We start from the raw sequence: 22280 nt of genomic DNA, 5'->3' as shown, positions 1-22280 counted from the left end.
GGCCATTGGCTGGCCTTGTCTTTGTGAAGCAGGCGGGGGCTGTGGTGGTTGCCCCCTTTTTGGGCTGGCGGTGGCGGAACCGGGCGTCCACCACGTCAACGGCGCTGCGGCGGGGCCTCGCCGAAGAGGTCGACGGCGGCGCGCACCTGCATCAGCGCGGGCGACAGCGCGCTCACCGAGCCGACGGCGCCCGCGATGAGCAGCAGCGAGCGGCGCATCCGCGGGATCTCGGGGTCTCCCGCCGCCACCATCGCCGCCAGCACCGCCAGTTCGTCCTCCGCGATCCCCCGGTCACTGAACTCAGCGGGATAGCCCGCGAGTTCGCGTCGGAGTCTGGCGACGGCAGCACGCAGCTCCGCCGCTCTCGGCTCCTCGCCACTGCCCCTGCCTGTCACCCGCGTCTGCCCCACGCTCCGCAACAAAGCCAGCCCCTCGCACGTCCTTGTGCACTCCACGGTCCCGCCGGGGGTCGTGGTCAACGCCCGAGGGGTGCGGGCCAGTTAACGCCATCCGGGTGACTGTGCGCCACCGTGCGGACGCAATTCAGGACGTCGGGACGACGTCCATCGCGTTGCGCCACACGGTCACGTCGACGGAGATGAACTTGCTGGGGTCGTTCTCCGGCGACTTGCCCTGGTAGGTGAGCAGCCCGACATGGCCGGAATCCGTCAGCACGCAGATCTGGGAGCCCTTGGACAGCAGTCCCGTCTCGATGGTGGTCGTGTAGCGGGTGTCGCTCCGGCAGGTGTCCAGGTCGCCGGTCTGCCCGGTGCGGAGCAGGATCATCCGGCCGGTCTCCGTCTCGACCTGGTTCAGGTCCCCCTCGTACTCGAAGTCCGCGTTGGAGTCGTCGTTGACGGGCTTGACCGGGTCGTGGTCGAGGAAGACGTGGTAGTTGTTCACGATGTCGAGCCCCGTGTAGGTCTTGGGCTCGGGGTCGGGGACCACGTCGCCCGGCGCGGTGTCGAGTCCGTCGCCCTCGTCGCCGGGCTCGGAGGCGCCACCCGACGGGGTGCCGCCGGCGGGCTTGGACGATTCGGGGGCGCCCTTGTCCTGGCTCTCGGTCTTCTTGCCCGAGTCCTTGTCGGAGAGCGCGACATAGGCGCCGCCGCCCGCAGCGCCGCCCAGCACGAGGGTGGCCACCAGGGCGATGGCGAGAGTGCGGCCCTTCTTCTTCTTGGGCGCGGCGCCCGGCCCCGGCGGTGGGACGGCGCCGTACGGCTGCGGACCGGTGTGCTGGTGCTGCGGCGCCGTCTGCGGGTAGCCGTAGCCGGGCGCCTGCTGCCCCGCCTGCGGATAGCCGTACGTGGGCTGCTGCGGCTGGGTCGCGGGCTGCTGGTGCGCGGCCTGCTGCGGCTGCATCATGTGCTGCTGCGGCTGGACCGGCGGCTGCGGGTGCGCCTGCGGGGCGGGACCGAATCCGGGCGGTGGGGTCGACGGTGCGGCGTGCGCGGTCGGCTGGTGGGTCGGGGCGGGCGCGGCCGGCGCCTGGGGGGCGGCCGCCGGCGGAGCCACGGCCGGCTGGCCGGCCGCGGGGGTGACCGGCGGCGCGGGCGCCGCCTTGCGGGTCGTGATCTCGGCGGCGACCGCGCTGGGCAGCCACTCCTCAGGGCGCCGCAGCACCGTTTCGGCGTTGGCCGCCTGGCAGATGCTCAGGATCTCGGCGACGGAGGGCCGGCCCTCCGGCTCCTTGACCATGCAGCGTGTCACCAGCTCGCGCAGCTCGTCGGGGAGCCCGGTGAGGTCGGGCTCCTCGTGCACGATCCGGTAGAGCACACCGTGCGAAGTGCCTTCGCCGAACGCCGCCTTGCCCGTCGCCGCGTACGCCGTGAGCTGGCCGAGGGCGAAGATGTCGGTGGCCGGGGTGACATGGCTGCCCGCGGCCTGCTCGGGCGCCATGAACGAGGGCGTGCCGATGGTGACCCCGCTGCTGGTGAGCGAGGTGGCGTCGGCGGCACGCGCGATGCCGAAGTCGATGACCCGCGGGCCGTCGGCGGCGAGGAGGACGTTGGCGGGCTTGAGGTCACGGTGGACGATGCCGGCGCCGTGGATGATCTGCAGCGCCTCCGCGATGCCGGCCACCAGCAACAGCACTGTCTGCACCGGCAGTTTGCCGTGCTGCGCCACGGCGTCCGCGAGGGACGGGCCGGGGACGTAGGCGGTGGCCAGCCATGGCTGCTCGGCGTCGGCGTCGGCGTCGATGACGGGCGCGGTGAACAGGCCCTGCACCCGCTGCGCGGCCTGTACTTCCTGCGCGAATCGGCGCCGGAACTCGGCGTCCTGGCCGAAGTCGGGCCGGATCACCTTGATGGCGACGGCACGCCCTCCGGGCGTGTAGGAGAGGTAGACCTTGCCCATGCCGCCGGCGCCGAGGCGAGCGGCGAGCTTGTATCCGGCGACGTGCTTCGGATCGTCCTCACCCAGCGGCTTGAAGACCGTTCCCTGGTGTGCGCGGCCACTCATCGACTCTTGATCCCCCATGGCGAACCTCAGTATGGAAGGTGCACCTTATCCAAGTCGCACCCCGCTCTCCACGTCGGACGACGCACGCCACGGGGACGGTTGCAGGAACGCGCGGGCAACGCCCGTTCGGAGCAGTGCCCCACCGGGCGGTTGTCCGGGTATTCGCCCTCTTATGGGATAAGGAGTCCCCATGTCATCTCCGCGTACTCCGACGCACCCTCACCAGCCGGTCGTCGCCGGATTGTTGCTCGCGGCCGGCGGCGGCAGGCGACTCGGCGGCCGGCCGAAGGCCTTGCTGGAACACCGGGGCAGGCCGCTCGTCGAGCACGCCGTGCGGACGCTGCGCGAGGGCGGCTGCGGTCCGGTGCATGTGGTGCTGGGCGCGGCGGCGGACCGCGTACGGGAGGAGGCGGACCTGACCGGATGCGCGGTGCGGGACAACCCGGCGTGGGAGGAGGGGATGGGGTCGTCGCTGCGTGTGGGGCTCGCCTCGCTGGGACCGGCGGACGCGGTGCTGGTGCTGCTGGTGGACCAGCCGGGGATCGGCGCGGAGGCGGTGGCGCGCGTGCGTGCGGCCTACCGCTCCCGTTCGTCGCTGGCGGCCGCGGCGTACGGGGGGCGGCGGGGGCATCCGGTGCTGTTCGGCGCGGACCGCTGGGACGGGATCGCGGCGGGGGCCGAGGGCGATCAGGGGGCGCGGGCGTATCTGCGCGCCCATGCCGACGCGATCACACTCGTCGAGTGCGGCGACGTGGCGCAGGCGTACGACATCGACACCCCGGAGGATCTCCGGCACCTGCGGTGAACGGCGTGGCACGCTGCGCCACGGTCTGTCGACCCGGAGAATCTCGATATCAACAAACCATTGAACTTCCACCATGCGGTAACTAGTATCCACTGATCAGAAGCGCCTGACTGCTCGGACGGCGCCTTCGGCCGTACCCCGGAGCCACTGGCACTGAGTGCCGTCACCCGGCGACCCGGCGGCCGCACGGCGCCCCCGCACCGCCCGTGAAGCATGCGAAGCATGTGAAGCTCGCTGAAGGAAGTGACAGCTCATGTCCGCACCAGCGCCGTCCCCGCTGGCCATCGTCGAAGCCGAGCCCCTGCCCCGGCAGGAAGAGGTCCTCACCGACGCGGCCCTCGCGTTCGTGGCCGAGCTGCACCGGCGCTTCACCCCGCGCCGTGACGAGCTGCTCGCCCGCCGCGCCGAGCGCCGCGCCGAGATCGCCCGCACCTCCACGCTGGACTTCCTCCCGGAGACCGCCGCGATCCGCGCGGACGACTCCTGGAAGGTCGCAGAGGCCCCGGCGGCCCTGAACGACCGGCGCGTGGAGATCACCGGACCGACCGACCGCAAGATGACCATCAACGCCCTCAACTCGGGCGCCAAGGTCTGGCTCGCCGACTTCGAGGACGCGTCCGCCCCCACCTGGGAGAACGTGATCCTCGGCCAGCTCAATCTCATCGACGCCTACGAGCGCCGGATCGACTTCACCGACCCGAGGTCGGGCAAGACGTATGCCCTGAAGCCCGCGGAGGAGCTCGCGACCGTCGTGATGCGCCCGCGCGGCTGGCACCTCACCGAGCGCCACGTCACCGTGGACGGGACCCCGGTGCCGGGCGCGCTGGTCGACTTCGGCCTCTACTTCTTCCACAACGCCCGGCGCCTGCTGGACCTTGGCAAGGGCCCGTACTTCTACCTGCCGAAGACCGAGTCGCACCTGGAGGCCCGCCTCTGGAACGACATCTTCGTCTTCGCCCAGGACCACGTCGGCGTCCCGCAGGGCTCCGTCCGCGCGACCGTGCTGATCGAGACGATCACCGCGGCGTACGAGATGGAGGAGATCCTCTACGAGCTCCGCGACCACGCCTCCGGCCTGAACGCCGGCCGCTGGGACTACCTCTTCTCCATCGTCAAGAACTTCCGTGACGGCGGCGAGAAGTTCGTCCTCCCGGACCGCAACGCGGTGACGATGACCGCCCCGTTCATGCGGGCGTACACCGAACTGCTGGTGCGCACCTGCCACAAGCGCGGCGCGCACGCGATCGGCGGCATGGCCGCGTTCATCCCGTCCCGCAAGGACGCCGAGGTCAACAAGGTCGCGTTCGAGAAGGTCAAGGCGGACAAGGACCGCGAGGCCGGTGACGGCTTCGACGGCTCGTGGGTGGCCCACCCGGACCTGGTGCCGATCGCGATGGCGTCGTTCGACGCCGTCCTCGGCGACCGGCCGAACCAGAAGGACCGCCTGCGCGAGGACGTCTCCGTGGCGCCCGGCGACCTGATCGCCGTCGACTCCCTCGACGCCAGGCCCACGTACGAGGGCCTGCGCAACGCCGTCCAGGTCGGCATCCGCTACATCGAGGCGTGGCTGCGCGGCCTCGGCGCCGTGGCCATCTTCAACCTGATGGAGGACGCGGCGACGGCGGAGATCTCCCGCTCCCAGATCTGGCAGTGGATCAACGCGGGCGTCGTCTTCGAGAACGGCGAGCGCGCCACTCCGGAGCTGGCCAGGAACGTCGCGGCGGAGGAACTGGCCGCGATCCGCGAGGAGGTCGGCGAAGAGGCCTTCGCGTCCGGCAACTGGCAGCAGGCGCACGACCTGCTGCTGAAGGTGGCCCTGGACGAGAACTACGAGGACTTCCTCACGCTGCCGGCGTACGAGCAGCTCGTCGGCTGACGCCTGCGCCACCGGCGCCGCACCCCGCACCCCGCACCCCGCACCACATCCGCACCGCCCCCGGTACCGCACAGCACCGGGGGCGGTGCGCTGCGCTGTCCGCGCCCTGGGGGTGGCGGATCGAGGACGTGCGTCGCGGGGTGTCTACCAGTCAACTCCTGGCCGAGAACCCCTTGCTGCGCACGGGATTCGCACATCGGGTTCGACGAGTACCTCGTCGGCGCATAGGCCCGCAACCGGTTCGCGACGCGTCGGCCCGCAAGCCCCTGGCATGCCCGCGCAGGAAGCGCCCGCTGCGCAACCCTCGGCCATCAAGCTTCCCGCTTGACCCTCCCGGAAGGGGCTGACAGGGTCGGGCCATGCCCACCTTCCGTGCCCCTGACGGGACCGTTCTCGCCTGCCATGTCTCCGGTGACGGCCTGCCGTTGATCTGCCTGCCGGGCGGCCCCATGCGGGCATCCGCCTACTTCGGCGACCTCGGCGGCCTCGCAGCGGCCGGCCACCGGGTGGTCGGGCTCGACCTGCGCGGGACGGGCGCGTCCGCGGCCGCCACCGACCCCGCCTCGTACCGCTGTGACCGCCTGGTGGACGACGTCGAGGCGCTGCGCCTGCACCTCGGCCTCGACCGGATGCGTCTCCTCGGACACTCGGCCGGAGCGGAGCTGGCGACGCTCTACACGGCCCGGTACCCGAAGCGGGTCTCCGACCTGGTGCTCGTGACGCCTGGCTCCCAGGCCGTCGGCGGCCGGGTCACCGCCGAGGACCGTTTGGAGATCGCGCGGCTGCGGCGTGAGGAGGAGTGGTTCCCGGCGGCCTTCGAGGCGCTGCAGGCGATCACCGAGAACCGGGCGACGGACGCCGACTGGGAGGCGGTCGCCCCCTTCACCCACGGACGGTGGGACGCCGCGGCCCGCGCCCACCGTGCGGCGGGCGCGGACCAGCGGAACCGGGAGGCCGCGGCGGTGTACGACGCGGAGGGCGCCTTCACCCCCGTGGTGACGCGCGAAGCACTGACGGCGTTCGAGGGCCGGACTCTGCTGCTGGCGGCCGAGTTCGACGTCGCCGCACCGCCGCGCACGGTGGCCGCGGCCGCCGAGGCGTTCCCTCACGCCGAGACCGTCGTGCTGCCGGGCGCCGGCCACTTCCCCTGGCACGACGACCCGGAGGAGTTCGTCCGCGCAGTCACCGGCTTCCTGGGCTGACCCGGCTCGACAGGAGCGTCCTCACCGGGCCGCAGACACCGGCCCCCCCTCTGTCAGAGGTCCTGGATGCGCCGGAAGGGACGGTCGGCCTCCAGGGCGAACGCGACCTCCAGGAGGGACCGTTCGTCGCCGGGGCGGCCGGAGAACATGACACCGATGGGCAGCCCGTCGTCGGTCACGCGCGCGGCGGGCACCGAGATGGACGGCGTGCCGACGACGTTGTTGATCGGGGTGAACGCCACGTACGCGAGGATCCGTTCGATCAGCGTCGGGAAGGGGACGGTGGGGGCGAGGTGGCCGATCGGCGGCGTGGTGTGGGCGAGTACCGGGGAAAGCACGATGTCGAGCCCACGGAACGCCGCCGCGTACGCCTCCCGCGTACGCTTCAGCCTCCGCAGCACACCAAGGGTGCTCGACCACTTCTTCACGTACATCTCGCGCAATCCTCGGCTGAGGCCGTCCATGCGGCGCCGGTCGAAGCCGTCGCCGAGGGTGCGGCCCGTGACGCCGATCAGGAACGACAGCATGCCCCAGTAGGTGAGGAAGTCTTCGGTGAAGCGGGGGTCGATCGCCGGCTGGACCGGCTGAACGGTGTGTCCGAGCCGCTCGAGCGTCGCCGCCGTGTCCATGACGGCCGCACGCCCGGCGTCGTCGGTTCGGACACCGTTGGGCGAGTCGAGCATGAGCCCGATGCGCAGCCGTCGCCCCGAGGGGCCTTCGACCAGGCCGACGGACGGCAGCTTGGGGTTTCGCCAGTGCGTCTCGGCGGCGGCCAGGAACGCGGCGGAGTCCCGCACCGTGCGGCTCACGATGCCGTCGCCCACGATGTCGAGCGGCAGTTGGCGGCTCTGCGCGTTGGCCACGACCCGGCCGCGGGTCGGCTTCAGACCGACGAGCCCGCAGCAGGCGGCGGGAATGCGGATCGAGCCGCCGCCGTCGTTGGCGTGCGCGACGGGCACGGCCCCGGCCGCGACGAGCGCCGCGCTGCCGCCCGACGAGCCGCCCGCCGAGTGACCGGTGCCCCACGGGTTGCGGACCGGTTCCGCGTCCTCGTACTCCGTGGTCGGGCTGAACCCGAACTCGGGCAACCGGGTCTTGCCCAGCACGGTGACACCACTGCTCAAGAACTGCCGCGTGAACGGCGCGTGCCGGCGAGCGGCCCTCGGAGCGAACGCGACGCTGCCGTGTCCGGTGGGCAGTCCCCGGTAGTCGGTGTTGTCCTTGACGAAGGTCGGCACCCCCGCGAAGACGCCACCGGCCTCCAGGTCGGGTGCGGGAGCGTCCATGTGCACCTCGACGGCGTTGAGCCGCGCCTCCACCGCCCTGACCCGCGCCACCGCGTCACGGGCGGCCTCGGCGGCGCCGACCTCGCGACGCCGGATCGCCTCGGCGAGCCCGACCGCGTCGTGCTCCCCGAGAGCATCGTCGCGGAACGCGTGCACCGTTGTCTGTTCCTCGAAAGTCGTCACCGCTGGCTCCGCCCGTGAACGCGTGGATGGTTGTCCGGCATCATTCCTTACCGGCGAGTAGCAGACGAGGGCCGGTACGAGACCTCCACACGATCCGGTCGCACCGACCCCGTCGGGACACCACCTTGGCGGCACGGCCGGTCGCGGTCCTGGCGAAGGCCGGTCCTGGCGAAGGCCGCGGCGTCGGCCGGACGCACGGACATGGGTCGCCGGTGCGGTGGGCATGAACCCTGAGGCGGAGCCGGTACCTCTCCCGGCGGACACTTCAACTACCTCTGCGGAGCGATGAGTTCGTCGTGCCCGCCCCCTAGCGTGCGGAGCATGAACAGACGCCGCACCGCCACCGTTTCCGTCCTGCTCGGGCTTTCGCTGACCCTCGCGTTCCAAGGGCTGGGGGCCGCCTCGGCCGTCCCCGTCCCCGCCGCCCCCGTCGTCGGCGGCCTCTCGGCCGGCATCGCGGCGGAAGCCGGGATCGAGCTGCCCCGCCCTGCGGGCCGCCACCCCGTCGGGACACAGACCCTGCACCTGACCGATCACCGGCGCAGCGACCCGTGGATGCCCTCGGCCGCCAGGGAACTCATGGTGTCGGTGCACTATCCCGCACAGGCGGGAAGGGGGCGTTCGGCGGCCTACATGACCGAGGAGGAGGCCCGGCTTCTGCTGGAGTCGCGGGGACTTGACGGAGTCGTCCCCGCCACGGCCCTCAGCGGCACCCGCACCCATGCACGGGTGAACGCCCGCCCTGCGGGCGGCCACTTCCCGCTGGTTGTGCTGTCACCGGGCTTCTCGGTGTCCCGGAGTTCGCTCACCGCCCTGGCGGAGGACCTGGCGAGCCGGGGGTACGTCGTCGCCGCCGTGGACCACGCCTACGAGTCCGTCGGGACGGCCTTCCCCGGCGGCCGCGTGCTCACCTGTCTGGCGTGCGACCACGTGGCCACACGAGAGGAGCGGGCACGGGTCGCCCTGGGGCGGGCGCAGGACCTGTCCTTCGTGATCGACCGGTTGACGTCGCCGCGAACGCCGCCGCGGACGACGCAAGGGCACCGGAGCCTCCCGTACGCGCTCGTGATCGACTCGAAGCGGATCGGCGCGGCAGGACACTCCATCGGAGGTGCCTCCGCCGCCACGCTCATGGCTCAGGACCGGCGTGTTCGCGCCGGTGTCAACCTGGACGGGGACTTCTTCGCCCGTCTTCCCGAAACGGGCCTGGACGCCCGCCCGTTCATGATGATGGGGTCCGCGGCCGACCACAGCCCCGGCGTCGTCGAGAGCGACTGGCAGGAGGCCTGGGACCGTCTCGACGGCTGGAAACGCTGGCTGACGGTTTCGGGCGCCGAACACTTCTCGTTCACGGATCTGCTGGTCCTCGCGGACCAGCTCGGCCTGGCCGATCCCGCCGCGCCGCTGTCGGCGGAGCGCGCATGGCAGCACACGCGCGACTACACGGCCGCCTTCTTCGACATGCATCTGCGTGGCATGTCACGCCCCCTGCTCAACGGCCCCGTGGCCGATCGTCCGGAGGTCGAGTTCCAGCCGTAGTCATCAGGTGACGTCCCGGCCGGCGTGCGGGTCGCCGCCGCGCGCGGCGCCGCAGTGCCTGCAGGCGGGAAAGCCGCCCGGCTGCGCGCCGTGGGCCCGAGGGCCGGATCGCACCACCGAGCGTCCGATCGAGGACGTTCCGCGTCGCTTCCTCTCACGAGCGGCACAGCCCGCTGACTCGATGGGCCGACCCGGCTCGGCAAGTGGCGTCCGGCCCCGGCAGCGCCCTGGGAGGCGCGTCTCACGACAAGGACGGCCTCATGCGCTCGGCGACCGCGACCGCCGGACGGACGTCGCCCGTTGCGTCGGTGGGGTTGTCGACGCGCACGGCGATCGCGACGGTGCGGCCTCCCTTGGCCTGAGCGTACGAAAGCGACCACGATGTGGGGACGGCATCGTAGGTGCGGGCGGGCTGGACCCACGCGGTGATGCCGCCGGCTCCGGGAGCGGTTTCGACGGCGGACCGGAGCCGCTCGGCGGTCTCTTGGCCGATGACGTGCCGCCGTGCCCCAGCAGCGCCCCGAAGAGCGGGCCGGTGTACGGTCCCGTCGCCGTGCACGATCCTGTCGACCGATGAAGGGGGCGTGTGCCGACCGCCGTTGGCGATGAACGCCATGACGTCAGCCATCCTGAGCGGTGTGGCCGTCACCTCGCCCCAGCCGATTCCGGAGAGAGCCACGTCGTGATCTCTCAGCTCTCCCGCCGGGTAGGTGCTCTTCGCCTCCCGCACGGGCGTCGACAAGGCGTCGTCATTGAATCCGAACGCCTCCGCCGTCTTCAGGAGGGTGCTGTGTCCCAACTCGACGGCCATCTCGGCGAAGACGTTGTCGCACGACTTCCGCAGGGCGGTCCGGATCGATGCCCGTGAGCACGAAGCGTCGTCCGACGTGAGTTCGGTCGTCGTCCCCGGCAGGACGTAGGGCAGCGGAGCACGCGTCGGGGCGTCGACAGTGCGGTAGAGCCCTTCTTCGAGAGCGGCGGACGCGACGACCAGGTAGAAGGTCTGCCGTGGCGCCACGGGATCGCGAAGGACCCTGTTCAACAGGGGCTTGTCCTCGTCGTCCAGAATCCTCTTCCACGCCGTCTCGTCCGAGGACGCGTTGCCGGTGAATTCCGAGGGGTCGTACGACGGGGTACTGACCATGGCCAGGATGTGGCCGGTTTCCGCTTCGACGGCGACCGCGGCGCCCTTGCTGTCGCCGAGGGCCTCGGCTGCGGCCACTTGGACTTCGGGCCGGATCGTCGTCACCACGTGTCCGGAACGACTGCCGGCACCCTTGAGCCCGGCGGTGAGTCGGTCGTTGTACACCCCTTCAAGTCCTGCGCTGCCGTAGGTCATCGACCGGTACCCCGTCACAGCGGCGTACAGGGAGCCCTCTGTGTAGGTTCGCCGGTACGGCATCTTGGGGTTTCCGGACGGTTCTGATCCGGTGACCGCTCGACCGGCGACCAAGATGTCGCCCAACCCCTCGGCGGGAGAAGGGACTCCCTCGGGGGCCGTGGTCGACGCTCCTCCACGCTTGGCCCTGTCGGGGGTGTCGTGCGCCCCGTCCGTACACCCGAGAGCCAGCGAGGGCAGAAGCGCGCACACCACGGTTAAGGCCGCTTTGCGTCGGCCGGTCGTCTTCATGATGATCACCCTAGCGGCGGCCTGCGAGCGGGCGCATAACAGCTCGTTGGCCGTCGTGGACCGCGTCCAGCGCCTGACGGACAGCTACGACGGGGGCCCGGTCCGCCTCATTTCGTGCCACTCGGGGTACGCGGCTCCCAACTCCGTTGAACTGCCGCTGCGGCCGCGCGCCGGGACCCCAGGGCACCACACGGCCGTGGTCCCCTTTCCGTGACTACGGGTGCAGCTTCTCGCCCTTCGCCAGCATCGCTACGTACTTCTCGATCCGGCGCGCCCGGGTCTCGGCCTTCTTGGCGTCCTGGATCCGGTACAGGATCGCGTAGCGGTTCTGCCGGTCCAGTGTCTCGAAGAACTCCGCCGCGCCCGGGTCGGCGGTCAGGGCCGCCGCGAGGTCGTCCGGCACCGTGGCGGTCTTCGCACCGTCGTAGGCCGCCTCCCAGCGGCCGTCCGCCTTGGCGCGGTCGACCTCGGCCTGCCCCGGCGGACGCATCCGGCCCTGCTCGATCAGGGCGGCCACCTTGTCCCGGTTGACCTTGGACCACTTGCTGCGCGGCTTGCGCGGGGTGAACCGCTGGAGCCACCACTGGTCGTCCAACTTGCCCTTCTGGCCGTCGATCCAGCCGTAGCAGAGTGCCACGTCGAGCGCCTGCGCGTAGTCCAGCGCGACGATTCCGGGCCCCTTCTTGCGAAGCTTGAGCCAGATGCCCGACGAGACGGCGTGGTTCTCACCGAGCCATGCCTCGAACGCCTCGGCGGATTCGAACGCGACGATCTCCAAGTCCTGAGTCACCCCAGCAGCGAACCACACCCGGCCGATTGTCATGACGCATTCGGGCACGGCCCCGGATGCAGGATGGCCGTGGACCTGCGTGATCATCTCTGTTGCGCCGGCACACCTGCGGGGCAGTTGCCCGTAGGCGGTCACGGCGGCGCGCCGCATGGGCAGGACGGGTACGTACAGCGGCTCGACCATCGCGGCTCCGCCACGGCCATGGCTCGGTATCGCCCTGCTCGCACTGAACTCGGTCCGGGCCCTGTTCGCGCCAAGGCCCGCGCCCCCATCGACGACTACTACCGGCCGTAGCCCCGTCAGTCCGCGCACCGAGCAGGCTTTGGGCTGCTGCTCGCCCAACACGCCCTCGTGGGTGCATCGCTGAGGCGGCCGCTTCTGAGGCGGCCGCGCATTCCCGTGCGAACAGCGCGCGCCACTGCTCGGCTCGGTGGAGACGGGCCGGCTCCCCATGGACGGCCCGGGGCCGTGGTTCTTCCCGTGACGGGCCGAGCCCCGGCCGGTCGTCGGACCGGCCGGGCTCGGCGCCCCTCAGGTCGAGCTCGGTTCGAGGCGCATCCCGACGTGTCGATAGCCTTCGTCTTCATGATGCGCGCTTGGCTCCTGCCGACACTGTTCCTGCTCTGCGGCTCATTCCTCGCGGCAGAACGGGCCTTCGACGGGTCTCCCGGCGCAGCCGCGGCACTCCTGCTGGTTTTCGTGCTGCTGGCAGGCGTGAGCTCGCCTTTGATCTACCCGAGGTCGGCCGGTGCGGTGGAAGCGCAGCGCCGCAGCGCGCTCGACGGCCGGCCGGTCGTCTTCTGGCGGCCGGGGTGCGTGTACTGCCTCCGGCTGCGCATCCGATTGGGCCGCCGCGCCGGCCAACTGCATTGGGTCGACATCTGGCGTGACCCGGCCGGAGCAGCAGCGGTGCGGGCGGTCAACGACGGCAACGAGACCGTGCCGACCGTCTTCGTGGCGGGACGACCTCATGTGAATCCCGATCCTCGATGGGTGCGCGAACAGCTGTCCCGTTCCGCCTGACGGGGAGCGGCGCGCCGTTCCGTCACTTCTCCCGCGTCCAGGCCAGGTCGACCCGCATGTCGCTGAATCGCCGACCTGCCGGGGTCCGCGTCGCGGCGCTTCCCGCACGCGGCCGTACGCCGCTCGAGCGGTCACCGGCCCACGATCAGCGGGGCCGTGAGCGGAAGGTGCGGCGGTAGGTGTCCGGGGGGACGCCGATCGTGCGGTTGAAGTGCCGGCGCAGCGTCGTGGCGGTGCCCATGCCGGTGGCGGCGGCGACCGCGTCGACACTGTCGTCGGTCTTCTCCAGCAGTTCCTGGGCGTGGCGGATCCGCTGGGTCAGCAGCCATTGCAGCGGGGTGGTGCCGGTCACCGCCCGGAAGTGGCGGGCCAGATGGCGTGAGCTCATCCGCGCCTGGCGGGCCAGGTCCTCCACGGTCAGCGGCTGGTCGAGCCGTTCGACGATCCAGGGGAGCAGGGCGGCGAGCGGATGGTCGTCCTGGGCGGGCACCGGCGTGGTCACGAACTGGGCCTGGCCGCCCGCCCGGTGCGGTGGGACGACCAGGCGGCGGGCGACGGCGTTGGCGATCGACGAACCATGGTCGAGGCGGACGAGGTGCAGGCACAGGTCCAGCGCGGCGGCCTTGCCGGCGGAGGTGAGCACGCTGCCGTTGTCCACGTAGAGCACGTCCGGGTCGACCTCCACGCGGGGATAACGGGCGGCCAGAGCCTCGGTGTGCGCCCAGTGCGTGGTCGCGCGCTTCCCGTCCAGCAGGCCGGCCGCGGCCAGCACGAACACCCCCGTGCAGAGGGACACCACACGCGCGCCCGCCTCGTGGGCCGCGCGCACGGCGTCCACCAGGGCGGCGGGCGGGTCCTCGTCGACGTCGGCCCAGCCGGGGACGATCACGGTGTCGGCATGCTGGAGCCTGTCGAGCCCGGCGTCGGGCGCCAGCGTGAACCGGCCGACCGGCACGGCGACCGGTCCGCAGACGGTGACGTCGTACCAGGGGACCGTCACGCCGGCCGGGGCGGCGGCGAACACCTCGTACGCCAGGGACAGTTCGAAGTGCAGCATTCCGTCGGTGACGGCGAGCGCGACAGTGGCCATGTCGGGAATTGTACGGGTCATGTCGTTCCGGACACTCACGATCGGTTGCCCCTGCTCGCCAGGATGTAGGCACTGGATCACTCGAGCACAGGGGAGAACCGATGGGATCGGGACAGTTGGTCACGGTGTACGGCGCGTACGGGCACACCGGGCGCTTCGTGGTGGCGGAGCTGCGGAAGCGCGGGTTCGTTCCGGTGCTCTCCGGCCGCGACGCCGGCAAGCTCCAGGCGCTGGTGGCGTCCTGGCCCGGACTCGAAGCCCGGCCGGCGTCCGTCGACGATCCGGTCGCGCTCGACCGCGCGCTGGCCGGGGCGGCGGCGGTGATCAACTGTGCCGGACCCTTCGCCACGACTTCCGCCCCCGTGATCGAGGCGGCGCTGCGGGCCGGAATCCCGTACGTGGACGTGGCGGCCGAGATCGAGGCCAACGCCGACACGTTCGCGCACTTCATGGACCGCGCCCGCGCCGCTGGAGCGGTGATCGTCCCCGCGATGGCCTTCTTCGGCGCCCTCGGTGACCTGCTGGCCACCGCGGCGATGGGCGACTGGGCGGCGGCCGACGAGGCGCACATCGCGTACGGGCTGAGCGGTTGGCAGCCCACCGGCGGGACGCGGGCCGCGGGCACGGTGTCCCGGCAGCGACGGGGCGGAGCACGCGTCGTCTACCGGAACGGGCGGCTGGACTACCGCCAGGACGAGGCGACGACCCTGAAGTGGTCCTTCCCCGACCCGCTGGGCCCCCGGGAGGTCATCGGGGAGTTCACGATGGCCGACGTCGTCACCGTCCCCAGCCACCTGTCCGTCCCCGAGGTGCGCACCTACATGACGGTCGAGGCGGCCAAGGACCTGTCCGCACCTGACACGCCGGCTCCCACGCCGGTCGACGAGGACGGGCGGTCCGCACAGACCTTCCTCGTCGACGTCGTCGTGCGCTCCGGCGGCACCGAGCGGCGGGCCGTGGCGAGGGGCCAGGACATCTACGCGGTCACCGCGCCTCTCGCGGTGGAAGCCGTCGACCGCATCCTCACGGGACGGACCAGGACGGTCGGCGTCGCCTCCGCCGGCGAGATCTTCGACGCGCCCGACTTCCTCCGCGCGCTGTCCTCGCACATCTCCGTCGACCTGCCGTCGACAGCGGGCGGCCCGCCCATGCCGTGAGCCGTGAGCCGTGAGCCGTGAGCCGTGGCTCAACGGTCGGGGACGCTCGTACGGCACTCCGGCGTGAACTCCCGGACCGGCTGCGTCTCCCGGCAACGGCACCGGCACGGTCGCCCGGCCCGGCCGACGGCTCTCACGCGTCGTTGGCGCAGCGGAAGCCGAGGTTGCCCGAGGAGGACTCCGGGGTGTTGGAGGAGCGCGCGGCGACCCGGTAGCGGTTGCAGTAGGAGTCGTGGCACAGATAGGAGCCGCCGCGCATGACCCGTGCCGTCCCGGTCTCCGGTCCGTGCGGGTCGTCCGCGGGGGCCTGGGCGTAGTAGGCGGGTGAGAACCAGTCGGTGCACCATTCCCACACGTTGCCGGCGGTGTTCCACAGGCCGAAGCCGTTGGGCCGGTAGGACTTGACCGGGGCGGTGGTCACGTGGCCGTCGTCCGCGGTGTTGGTGTGCGGGAAGCGTCCCTGCCAGATGTTGCAGCGCCACCGGCCGTCGGGGGTGAGCTCGTCGCCCCAGGCGTAGCGGCGGCCGGACAGGCCGCCGCGCGCGGCGTACTCCCACTCGGCCTCGGTGGGCAGGCGCTTGCCGGCCCATCGCGCGTACGCGGTCGCGTCGTTCCAGGAGACGTGGACGACGGGGTGGTTCTGGCGGTCGGTGATGTCGGAGCGGGCGCCCTCGGGACGGCGCCAGTGGGCGCCCCGGACGTTGATCCACCAGGGGGTGCCGGCGGCGCTGCCGAGGATGTCGGCGGAGGGGGCGGCGACCACGAGGTGGAAGACCGCCGAGGAGCCATAGCGCTCGGCGTCGGTGATGTGACCGGTGGCCTTGACGAAGGTGGCGAACTGCGCGTTGGTGACGGCGGTCTCGTCGATGTGGAAGGGCTTGAGGCGTACCGGATGGACGGGTGTCTCGCCGTCGGCGGGGTAACCCTCGCCGAAGGCGTCGCCCATGGCGAACTCGCCGCCGGACAGGCGGACCTGTCCGCGCAGCGAGCGCCTCCCGGCGGCGGGGCCCGCGACCGGAGACGCCACGGCCGGCGGAACGGGGGCGGCGGCGGCCGGGGTGCAGCAGGGGCGGTGTGCGCGGGTCATGGGCGGCGTCCTCGGTAGCGGGCCGTGCGGTGGTGCGTTCTATGCCTGGTAGGTGGACTCGTCGAGCCCGCTCAGGGTGGGGTCGTGTCCCACCTCGCCGACGTCGTACATCGATGTCATCCAGTGGTAGAAGTTGTCGCCGCGCTCCCGCAGTACGTCGTAGAGCCGGCGCATCATCCGGGCGCGGACCTCCGTCTGCTCTGGGTGGGCGTAGACGTTCCGCAGTTCGTCCGGGTCGGTCCGCAGGTCGTAGAGCTCGTTGACCGAGTCGGGGTTGACGACGAGCTTGTACCGGTCGTCACGCAGCATGCGCTGCGGGTACGGGAAGTGGTGACCGTGGAACTCGCAGACGATGTCCTCCTCCCAGGCCACCTCCTCACCGTGCACGAGCGGCAGCAGGCTGCGCGAGTCGACCGCCGGCTTCGGGTCGAGGCCCGCCAGCTCGAGGATGGTCGCGGTGCAGTCGAGCAGGCTGACGAACTCGGGGCGTACGACGCCGCCGGGCGCGCCGGGGACGCGGAGCAGGCCGGGCGTGCGGTAGATGTCCTCGTACATCGCCGGGCCCTTGTCGTGCAGCCGGTGGGAGCCGGTGAACTCGCCGTGGTCGCAGGTGAAGAACACGGCGGTGTCGTCCACCAGTCCGAGCCGCTTCATGGCATCCATGACCCGGCCGATCTGCATGTCGATCAGTGCCACGTAGCCCCAGTAGACCGCGATGAGCTTGCGGGTCGTCTCGATCGGCATGGTGTCGAAGGTCCAATGGGCGCTGTAGTTGCGCTGCACCGGTGGTTTGCCCTGGAAGGTCTCGGCGATGGAACGCGGCAGTTCCACGTCCGCCGGGTCGATCAGGTCGAAGTACTCGTCGGGGAGGATGTACGGCAGGTGCGGGCCGAAGAAGTGCAGGGCGAGGAAGAACGGCCGGTCCCGTTCCCGGGAGTCCGCCGCGTACCGCTCCAGCTGCTCGATGGCGCGGGTGGCCAGGTAGTGCTCGAAGGTGGCCTCTACCGGCTGGTGGAGCCGGGCGGCCAGCAGGTTGCCGGGGCCGCCGTTGGGCAGGGTGCCGCGGACGCGGTCACTGATCTTGTACGGCGGCAGACCGCGCTCGGAGAGGTAGGCGAGGTAGTCAGGGTGGTCCACCGGGTTGTGCCAGCCGGGGAGTTCGGGGCCGTCGAAGCCGTAGTCGGCCGCCGTCCTTTCGTTGCCGACGTGCCACTTGCCGATGAGGCCGCAGTTGTAGCCGCTCTCCCGCAGAGCGTGGGAGAAGGTGAAACGGCCCTCGGGCAGGTCCTCGAGGTAGCCGACGTTGCGCTCGTGGTTGGCGAGCAGCTTGTGCCGGAAGGGCGCCTGGCCGGTCAGCAGGCTGGCGCGGGCGGGGGTGCAGATGGCGGTGGGGGTGTACCAGCGGTCGAAGCGGGTGCCCGTGGCGGCGAGTTCGTCGAGTGCCGGGGTGTGGGCGAGCCCGTTGCCGTAGGCGCCGAGGGTGTCCGTCCGGTGCTGGTCGGTCATGAGGAAGAGGATGTTCTTCCTGGCCGTGCTGTTCGTGCCGGTCGGGGTCACTTGCCTGCTCCGATGAAGAGGTCGCCGGTGTAATAGGTCTTCGGGTCGACGGGCCTCTTCAGCTTCCCCGTCTCGACGAAGTAGTCGTTCATGCCCGTCAGCCACTTGGCGATGGTGCCGTCGTCGGTCAGCGCGTCGAGTTCCTCGACGCTGAGCACCTTGTTGTTGGCCGCGTCGGCCGTGACCTGGTCGACGGGGATCTTCAGCTTCTCGGCGGTGAGTTCGATGGTCTCGTCGGTGTGGGCGGACCGGAACGCGATGGCCTCGCGCAGGACGGCGAGCACCTTCTCGACCTTGTCCGGGTTGTCGGCCACCAGCTTGTTGCCGGCCACGAACGCGGTGGGGAAGGAGACGTCGTTCTCGAAGTCGGTGTTCTTGGCCAGTTCCTTCAGGTCGGGGACCTGCTTCTTGATCGTGGCCGCTGCGGGGTACCAGAAGCCCGCTCCGTCGACCTGCTTGGAGGAGAAGGCGGACACGATGGTCGACGGGTCCATGGGGACGACCTTGAGGTCGCTCTTGGTCATCCCCGCCTTCTTCAGGGCGAGGGTGAGGATCATGTCGCCGGAGGTGCCTTCGGGAACGGCCACGGTCTTGCCCTTGAGCTGCTCCATCGAATCGATGCCCGGCTGGGCGATGACCCGGTCGGAGTTGCCCAGCGTGTTGATCGCGACGACCTTGGCCTGGCCCGACGCGGGGAGCCACATCGCCCCCGGGCCGATGTAGCCGAAGTCGAGGTTGTTCGTTCCGAGGGCCTGGATCTGCAGCGGCCCGTTGGTGAAGACCTTGGTCTCCGCCGTCAGCCCGTGCTTCTTCCACAGGCCCTTGGCCTCGGCGACGGCGATCAGGCTCGCACCGTTGAAGTCGTTGATGTAGCCGAACCGCACCGTCTCGCCCGAGTCGCCGGATGACGAGCCGCTGCCGCAGGCGGTCAGCAGCGCCATCGCGGACAGGCCTGCGAGGGCGGCGGAGAAGGTTCTGCGGGTGAAGGTGGATGGCATGTCTGGGAGTCCCTTCCGGGTCATGTCGTCGAGGCGTGGGCGGCGGAAGGGACGGCGGTGCGGCCTTCCTGGTGGTAGACGGAGTGCCACACCCGGTTGCGCAGTGCGGCGAACTCCGGGCTGAGGCGGAACGCCTCGTTGCGCTCGATGGCGGGGTCGACCTCGATGACGTCGTAGACGCGCCCGGGGCGGGCCGCCATGACGATCACCCGGTTGGCGAGGAACACGGCCTCGTCGACGTCGTGGGTGATGAACAGCACCGTGCGCTTGTCCTGGCTCCAGGTCTTCAGCAGCTGTTCCTGGAGCTTGACCCGGGTCAGCGCGTCGAGGGCGCCGAACGGTTCGTCCATCAGCAGGATCGAGGGATCGACGGCGTAGGCACGGGCGATCGCGCAGCGCTGGCGCATGCCGCCGGACAGGGTCTTGGGCAGCGCGTCGGCGAAGCGTTCGAGCCCGACCAGCTCGATGAAGTGTTCCGCCCGCCTCCGGCGTTCGCCCTTCGGGACGCCGGTCGTCCGCAGGCCGAACTCGACGTTCTGACGTACAGTCAGCCAGGGGAAGAGCGCGTACTGCTGGAAGATCACGCCGCGTTCGGGCCCCGGTCCGGACACGGGCGCGCCGTCCACCAGCGCTCGGCCCGCCGTGGGCGTCTCCAGCCCGGCGAGGATGTTCATGAGGGTGCTCTTGCCGCAGCCCGACGGGCCGACGACGGTGACGAACTCGTGGTCACCGATGTCGATCGAGACGTCGTCGAGGGCGGTGAAGGTGTCGCGGCCGAGGGCGAACGTCTTCGTGACGCCCTGGACGGATATCTTGGCCGGCTTGCTGGTCATCGGCGTTCCTGCCATCCGGTGAGCTTGCGTTCCGCGAGGAGGAGGACACGGTCCATCAGGAGACCGAGGATCCCGATCGTGATGAGCCCGACGAAGATGGTCGGGAGGTCGTAGTAGAGCTGGGCGTTCTGCATGCGGTAACCGAGCCCCTCCTGGGCCGCGATGAGCTCCGCGGCGACCAGGGTGGCCCAGGCCGAACCGAGGCCGACCCGCATGCCGACGAGGATGAACGGGGTGGAGGCGGGCACCACCACGCGGGCGAAGATCGTCGCGTCCTTGGCGCCCAGCACCCTGGCGGCGTTGATCATGGTGCGATCCACGTTGACCACGCCCTGGAACGTCGAGATCACGCACGCCAGGAACGCGGCGAGGAAGATGACGAAGATCTTCGGAGTCTCGTCGATGCCCATGGCGACCACGGCCAGCGGGATGATGGCCAGCGGCGGAATGGTGCGGAAGAACTGGATCCAGGGTTCGATCAGGCCGCGGAGGATGCCGTACCAGCCCATGAGGAAGCCGACCGGAATGGCCACGGCCGTGCCGAGGGCGAAGCCGATGAGTACGCGCGTCAGGCTGGCGAGGGCGTCGTCGGCGAGGGTCCCGTCGCCGATCAGCGTCCCGGCCCGGGACACGACCTCAGGCGGTGTCGGCAGCTTGAAGCCCACCGCCGCCAGGGCCCACCAGAGCCCGATCCCGAGCGCGACGGACGCGGCGTTGAGGACCAGGGGAAGCCCACGGCGGCCGGACGGTCGCGCACGCTCCGGTGCGGTCCTCGTGGCGTCCGGGGCGCCTGAGCCGGCCGAATCCCCGGGGGTCTTCTCGGGTACGGGTCCTCGCCCGCCGGCGCCCTTCTTCTCAAGGACGGACATGGGCGGCTCCTTCGGTCGCGGGTCGGCCTGCGTCGGAACGGCCCTTCACATCGGTCGTCCCGGGGTACTTCGCCAGCAGGGGGGAACTGTGGAAGACCGCGGCGAGGGCGCCGATGGCGCCGTCGTCGTCCGAGAGCCGTGCGGCCTCCACGACGGGACCGCCCGGGGCGGTCGGGAAGAGTTCGGCGGCGAGGGTGGCGGCGACCTGCTCCACGATGACGGGCGCCAGCCGGGTGATCTCCCCGCCGATGACCACCTTCGCCGGGTTGAGGGTCATCGTGGCCGCTCCGACGACGCGCCCCAGCGCCGCGGCCGCCTCCCGCAGCACCCGGTCCGCGACGGGGTGCGCGGCGGCCACGGCGGCCGCCAGGTCCTGAAGGTTCTCCAGGCGGAGTCCGAACTCCCAGCAGGCGGCGAGGATTCCGGGGACGGAGGCGACGGTCTCCAGGCAGCCGCGCTTGCCGCAGCGGCACGGCCGGCCGGCCGGCTCGACGGTCACGTGCCCCAGCTCGCCGGCCAGTCCGGCCGAGCCGGTCACCAACTGGCCGCCGACGACGAGTCCGCCGCCGACGCCGTCCGACAGTCGTACGTACACGAGGTCGGCGACACTGTCGGCGCCGCTGATCGCCTCGGCCAGCGCGGCAAGGCGGGTGTTGTTGTCGACGATCACCGGCGCGTCGAAGCGTTCGGCGAAGGCCACGTCGACTCCCTCGGGAGCCGGGCGGAGCACGGTCGCTCCCGGGGTGGCGCGGGGCCAGGGAGCCCCTTCGGGGGCGGGGTACGGCCCCGGCACGCCGATGCCGATGCCCTGGAGCGCCCCGTAGTGGACCCCCGCCCCGGTACTCAGCCGGCCGACCAGGCCGAGGGCGAGCTCGGTCCTGGTCTGCCAGTCCGCGGTGTCGTCGTACCGGACGGAGCCGGAGGCCATGACCTCGTGCGAGGCGTCGGCGATCACGACATGGACCCGCCGGTGGCCGAAGTCGACGCCCATGAACTGCGCGGACGCCGGATCGAGCGCCAGCCGCTCGGCCGGCCGCCCGCTGCCCTCGCGCCTGGAGGCGTCGGTGTCGACGACGACGATGGCGCCCCTCTGGAGGAGGCTGCCGGTGATCTCGGAGAGGGTGGTCCGGGACAGGCCGACGACCCGGGCGATCTCGCCGCGGCTCATGGCGCCGTTCTCCCTCAGCGCACGCATCACACGTTCCTCATGGGTACGCCTGACGAGCGCGTGCACTCCGGTTGGCATCTGCATGCCGGTCAACGTAGAGACGCCGCGATTATTCCGTCAACAGTCCGACAGAAAAAGGAAACATAACGGGGTGTTCGCTTCCCTCGTCGTCCGTCCGAGAGGGCCCGTTACGCAATCGTGACTCGCCCGACCAGCCTCTCCCCGCTTGCTTCGACCTGGGGAAACACTCCGAGACGCCGAGTTCTCGCACCGTCTGCTGGCCCGGATTATTTATTCGGTGTGTTGACCGAAAACGGCGGACGTTCGCATGCTGTGCGCCATGCCATCCAAGGACGGCCCTCCGACGCGCCTTCGTCGGAGGCACCAGGAGCTCGTGCTCGAACTGCTGCGCAGACACGGCCCTCTCAGCCGAAGCAGGCTGGGCGCCCTCAGCGGGCTTTCCCGGACGACCCTGTACGACACCGTCGCCGAACTCGTCGCCGACGGCGCCGTCGTCGCCTCCCCTCCGGGCATCACCCGGCGTGGGCCGGGCCGTCCGGCGGAGGAGCTGACCCTCGGCCCCGGAGCGGGGCATGCGGTCGGCTGAGCCCGCCGCTCCGTCGGTCCAGCCTGCCGTCTCGACGCCGCGCCCCCAAGTCGGCGTCATGGCACGCGAGATGCAGAACGCGCACACGATCACCGCCGACGGTCCTCCCCAGCAGGG

The 22280-nt window shown here is 71.2% G+C and carries 19 protein-coding genes; 7 read left to right on the top strand and 12 right to left on the bottom strand.

What is annotated here, in order from left to right; all coding sequences use genetic code 11:
• Positions 1 to 95: 95 nt before the first annotated feature.
• Complete coding sequence (locus AB0K36_RS20690) at positions 96 to 422, bottom strand: DUF5955 family protein (protein WP_189465703.1); 327 nt, start codon at positions 420 to 422, stop codon at positions 96 to 98.
• A 121-nt stretch (positions 423 to 543) separates the two neighbouring features.
• The gene (locus tag AB0K36_RS20685) at positions 544 to 2463 is read right to left on the bottom strand and encodes a serine/threonine-protein kinase (RefSeq protein ID WP_364596323.1); all 1920 of its coding nucleotides are present in this window, start codon (positions 2461 to 2463) and stop codon (positions 544 to 546) included.
• 190 nt (positions 2464 to 2653) lie between these two features.
• Between AB0K36_RS20685 and AB0K36_RS20680 the strand changes: the two genes are divergently transcribed.
• The 3 genes from AB0K36_RS20680 (at position 2654) to AB0K36_RS20670 (ending at position 6346) form a co-directional block, all read left to right on the top strand.
• Entirely contained in the window at positions 2654 to 3268 is a 615-nt protein-coding gene (locus AB0K36_RS20680) for a nucleotidyltransferase family protein (protein ID WP_364596320.1), read from the top strand.
• Positions 3269 to 3521: 253 nt separating this feature from the next.
• Entirely contained in the window at positions 3522 to 5144 is a 1623-nt protein-coding gene (gene aceB, locus AB0K36_RS20675) for a malate synthase A (RefSeq protein WP_364596317.1), read from the top strand.
• A 359-nt stretch (positions 5145 to 5503) separates the two neighbouring features.
• The gene (locus AB0K36_RS20670) at positions 5504 to 6346 is read left to right on the top strand and encodes an alpha/beta fold hydrolase (protein ID WP_364596314.1); all 843 of its coding nucleotides are present in this window, start codon (positions 5504 to 5506) and stop codon (positions 6344 to 6346) included.
• A gap of 53 nt (positions 6347 to 6399) precedes the next feature.
• Here the strand turns inward: AB0K36_RS20670 and AB0K36_RS20665 are convergent, their stop codons facing one another.
• Entirely contained in the window at positions 6400 to 7815 is a 1416-nt protein-coding gene (locus AB0K36_RS20665; protein ID WP_364596311.1) for an amidase, read from the bottom strand.
• A 321-nt stretch (positions 7816 to 8136) separates the two neighbouring features.
• On the opposite strand from AB0K36_RS20665, the gene AB0K36_RS20660 reads away from it, so the two are divergent.
• Positions 8137 to 9354, top strand: coding sequence for an alpha/beta hydrolase family protein (locus AB0K36_RS20660; protein WP_364596309.1), 1218 nt, complete (start codon positions 8137 to 8139; stop codon positions 9352 to 9354).
• A 241-nt stretch (positions 9355 to 9595) separates the two neighbouring features.
• Here the strand turns inward: AB0K36_RS20660 and AB0K36_RS20655 are convergent, their stop codons facing one another.
• The gene (locus AB0K36_RS20655; RefSeq protein ID WP_364596307.1) at positions 9596 to 10984 is read right to left on the bottom strand and encodes a penicillin-binding transpeptidase domain-containing protein; all 1389 of its coding nucleotides are present in this window, start codon (positions 10982 to 10984) and stop codon (positions 9596 to 9598) included.
• 214 nt (positions 10985 to 11198) lie between these two features.
• A complete protein-coding gene (locus tag AB0K36_RS20650) occupies positions 11199 to 11807 on the bottom strand; it encodes a YdeI/OmpD-associated family protein (RefSeq protein WP_364596338.1) in 609 nt (202 codons plus the stop codon).
• A 552-nt stretch (positions 11808 to 12359) separates the two neighbouring features.
• Between AB0K36_RS20650 and AB0K36_RS20645 the strand changes: the two genes are divergently transcribed.
• Entirely contained in the window at positions 12360 to 12797 is a 438-nt protein-coding gene (locus AB0K36_RS20645) for a glutaredoxin domain-containing protein (protein WP_364596335.1), read from the top strand.
• A 145-nt stretch (positions 12798 to 12942) separates the two neighbouring features.
• Here AB0K36_RS20645 and AB0K36_RS20640 read toward each other — a convergent pair whose 3' ends face one another.
• Positions 12943 to 13887, bottom strand: coding sequence for a helix-turn-helix domain-containing protein (locus AB0K36_RS20640; RefSeq protein WP_364596304.1), 945 nt, complete (start codon positions 13885 to 13887; stop codon positions 12943 to 12945).
• 101 nt (positions 13888 to 13988) lie between these two features.
• Between AB0K36_RS20640 and AB0K36_RS20635 the strand changes: the two genes are divergently transcribed.
• On the top strand, positions 13989 to 15044 hold the full coding sequence (locus AB0K36_RS20635) for a saccharopine dehydrogenase family protein (protein ID WP_364596301.1): 1056 nt from the start codon (positions 13989 to 13991) through the stop codon (positions 15042 to 15044).
• Positions 15045 to 15177: 133 nt separating this feature from the next.
• Here AB0K36_RS20635 and AB0K36_RS20630 read toward each other — a convergent pair whose 3' ends face one another.
• The 6 genes from AB0K36_RS20630 to AB0K36_RS20605 are packed head-to-tail and all read right to left on the bottom strand — an operon-like array spanning position 15178 to position 21640.
• Positions 15178 to 16131: a formylglycine-generating enzyme family protein gene (locus AB0K36_RS20630; RefSeq protein WP_364596298.1), complete on the bottom strand. Its 954-nt coding sequence runs from the start codon at positions 16129 to 16131 to the stop codon at positions 15178 to 15180.
• 39 nt (positions 16132 to 16170) lie between these two features.
• Positions 16171 to 17688 carry a sulfatase family protein gene (locus tag AB0K36_RS20625; RefSeq protein ID WP_364596295.1) on the bottom strand — a complete coding sequence of 506 codons (1518 nt, stop codon included), beginning with the start codon at positions 17686 to 17688 and terminating at the stop codon, positions 16171 to 16173.
• On the bottom strand, positions 17685 to 18686 hold the full coding sequence (locus AB0K36_RS20620) for an aliphatic sulfonate ABC transporter substrate-binding protein (RefSeq protein ID WP_364596292.1): 1002 nt from the start codon (positions 18684 to 18686) through the stop codon (positions 17685 to 17687). The genes AB0K36_RS20625 and AB0K36_RS20620 overlap by 4 nt, the downstream gene beginning before the upstream one ends.
• Before the next feature lie 20 nt (positions 18687 to 18706).
• Complete coding sequence (locus AB0K36_RS20615) at positions 18707 to 19519, bottom strand: ABC transporter ATP-binding protein (protein WP_364596289.1); 813 nt, start codon at positions 19517 to 19519, stop codon at positions 18707 to 18709.
• On the bottom strand, positions 19516 to 20388 hold the full coding sequence (locus tag AB0K36_RS20610; RefSeq protein ID WP_364596286.1) for an ABC transporter permease: 873 nt from the start codon (positions 20386 to 20388) through the stop codon (positions 19516 to 19518). Before AB0K36_RS20610 ends, AB0K36_RS20615 begins: the two co-directional genes overlap by 4 nt.
• A complete protein-coding gene (locus AB0K36_RS20605; RefSeq protein WP_364596283.1) occupies positions 20375 to 21640 on the bottom strand; it encodes an ROK family transcriptional regulator in 1266 nt (421 codons plus the stop codon). Before AB0K36_RS20605 ends, AB0K36_RS20610 begins: the two co-directional genes overlap by 14 nt.
• A gap of 256 nt (positions 21641 to 21896) precedes the next feature.
• On the opposite strand from AB0K36_RS20605, the gene AB0K36_RS20600 reads away from it, so the two are divergent.
• Complete coding sequence (locus tag AB0K36_RS20600; RefSeq protein ID WP_435877893.1) at positions 21897 to 22163, top strand: helix-turn-helix domain-containing protein; 267 nt, start codon at positions 21897 to 21899, stop codon at positions 22161 to 22163.
• Positions 22164 to 22280: the final 117 nt, after the last annotated feature.

Source organism: Streptomyces kurssanovii (assembly GCF_040677245.1).
Lineage (GTDB): Bacteria > Actinomycetota > Actinomycetes > Streptomycetales > Streptomycetaceae > Streptomyces > Streptomyces kurssanovii.
Note: the sequence above shows the minus strand (reverse complement) of the source record. Positions and strands in the feature narration are given on the sequence as shown.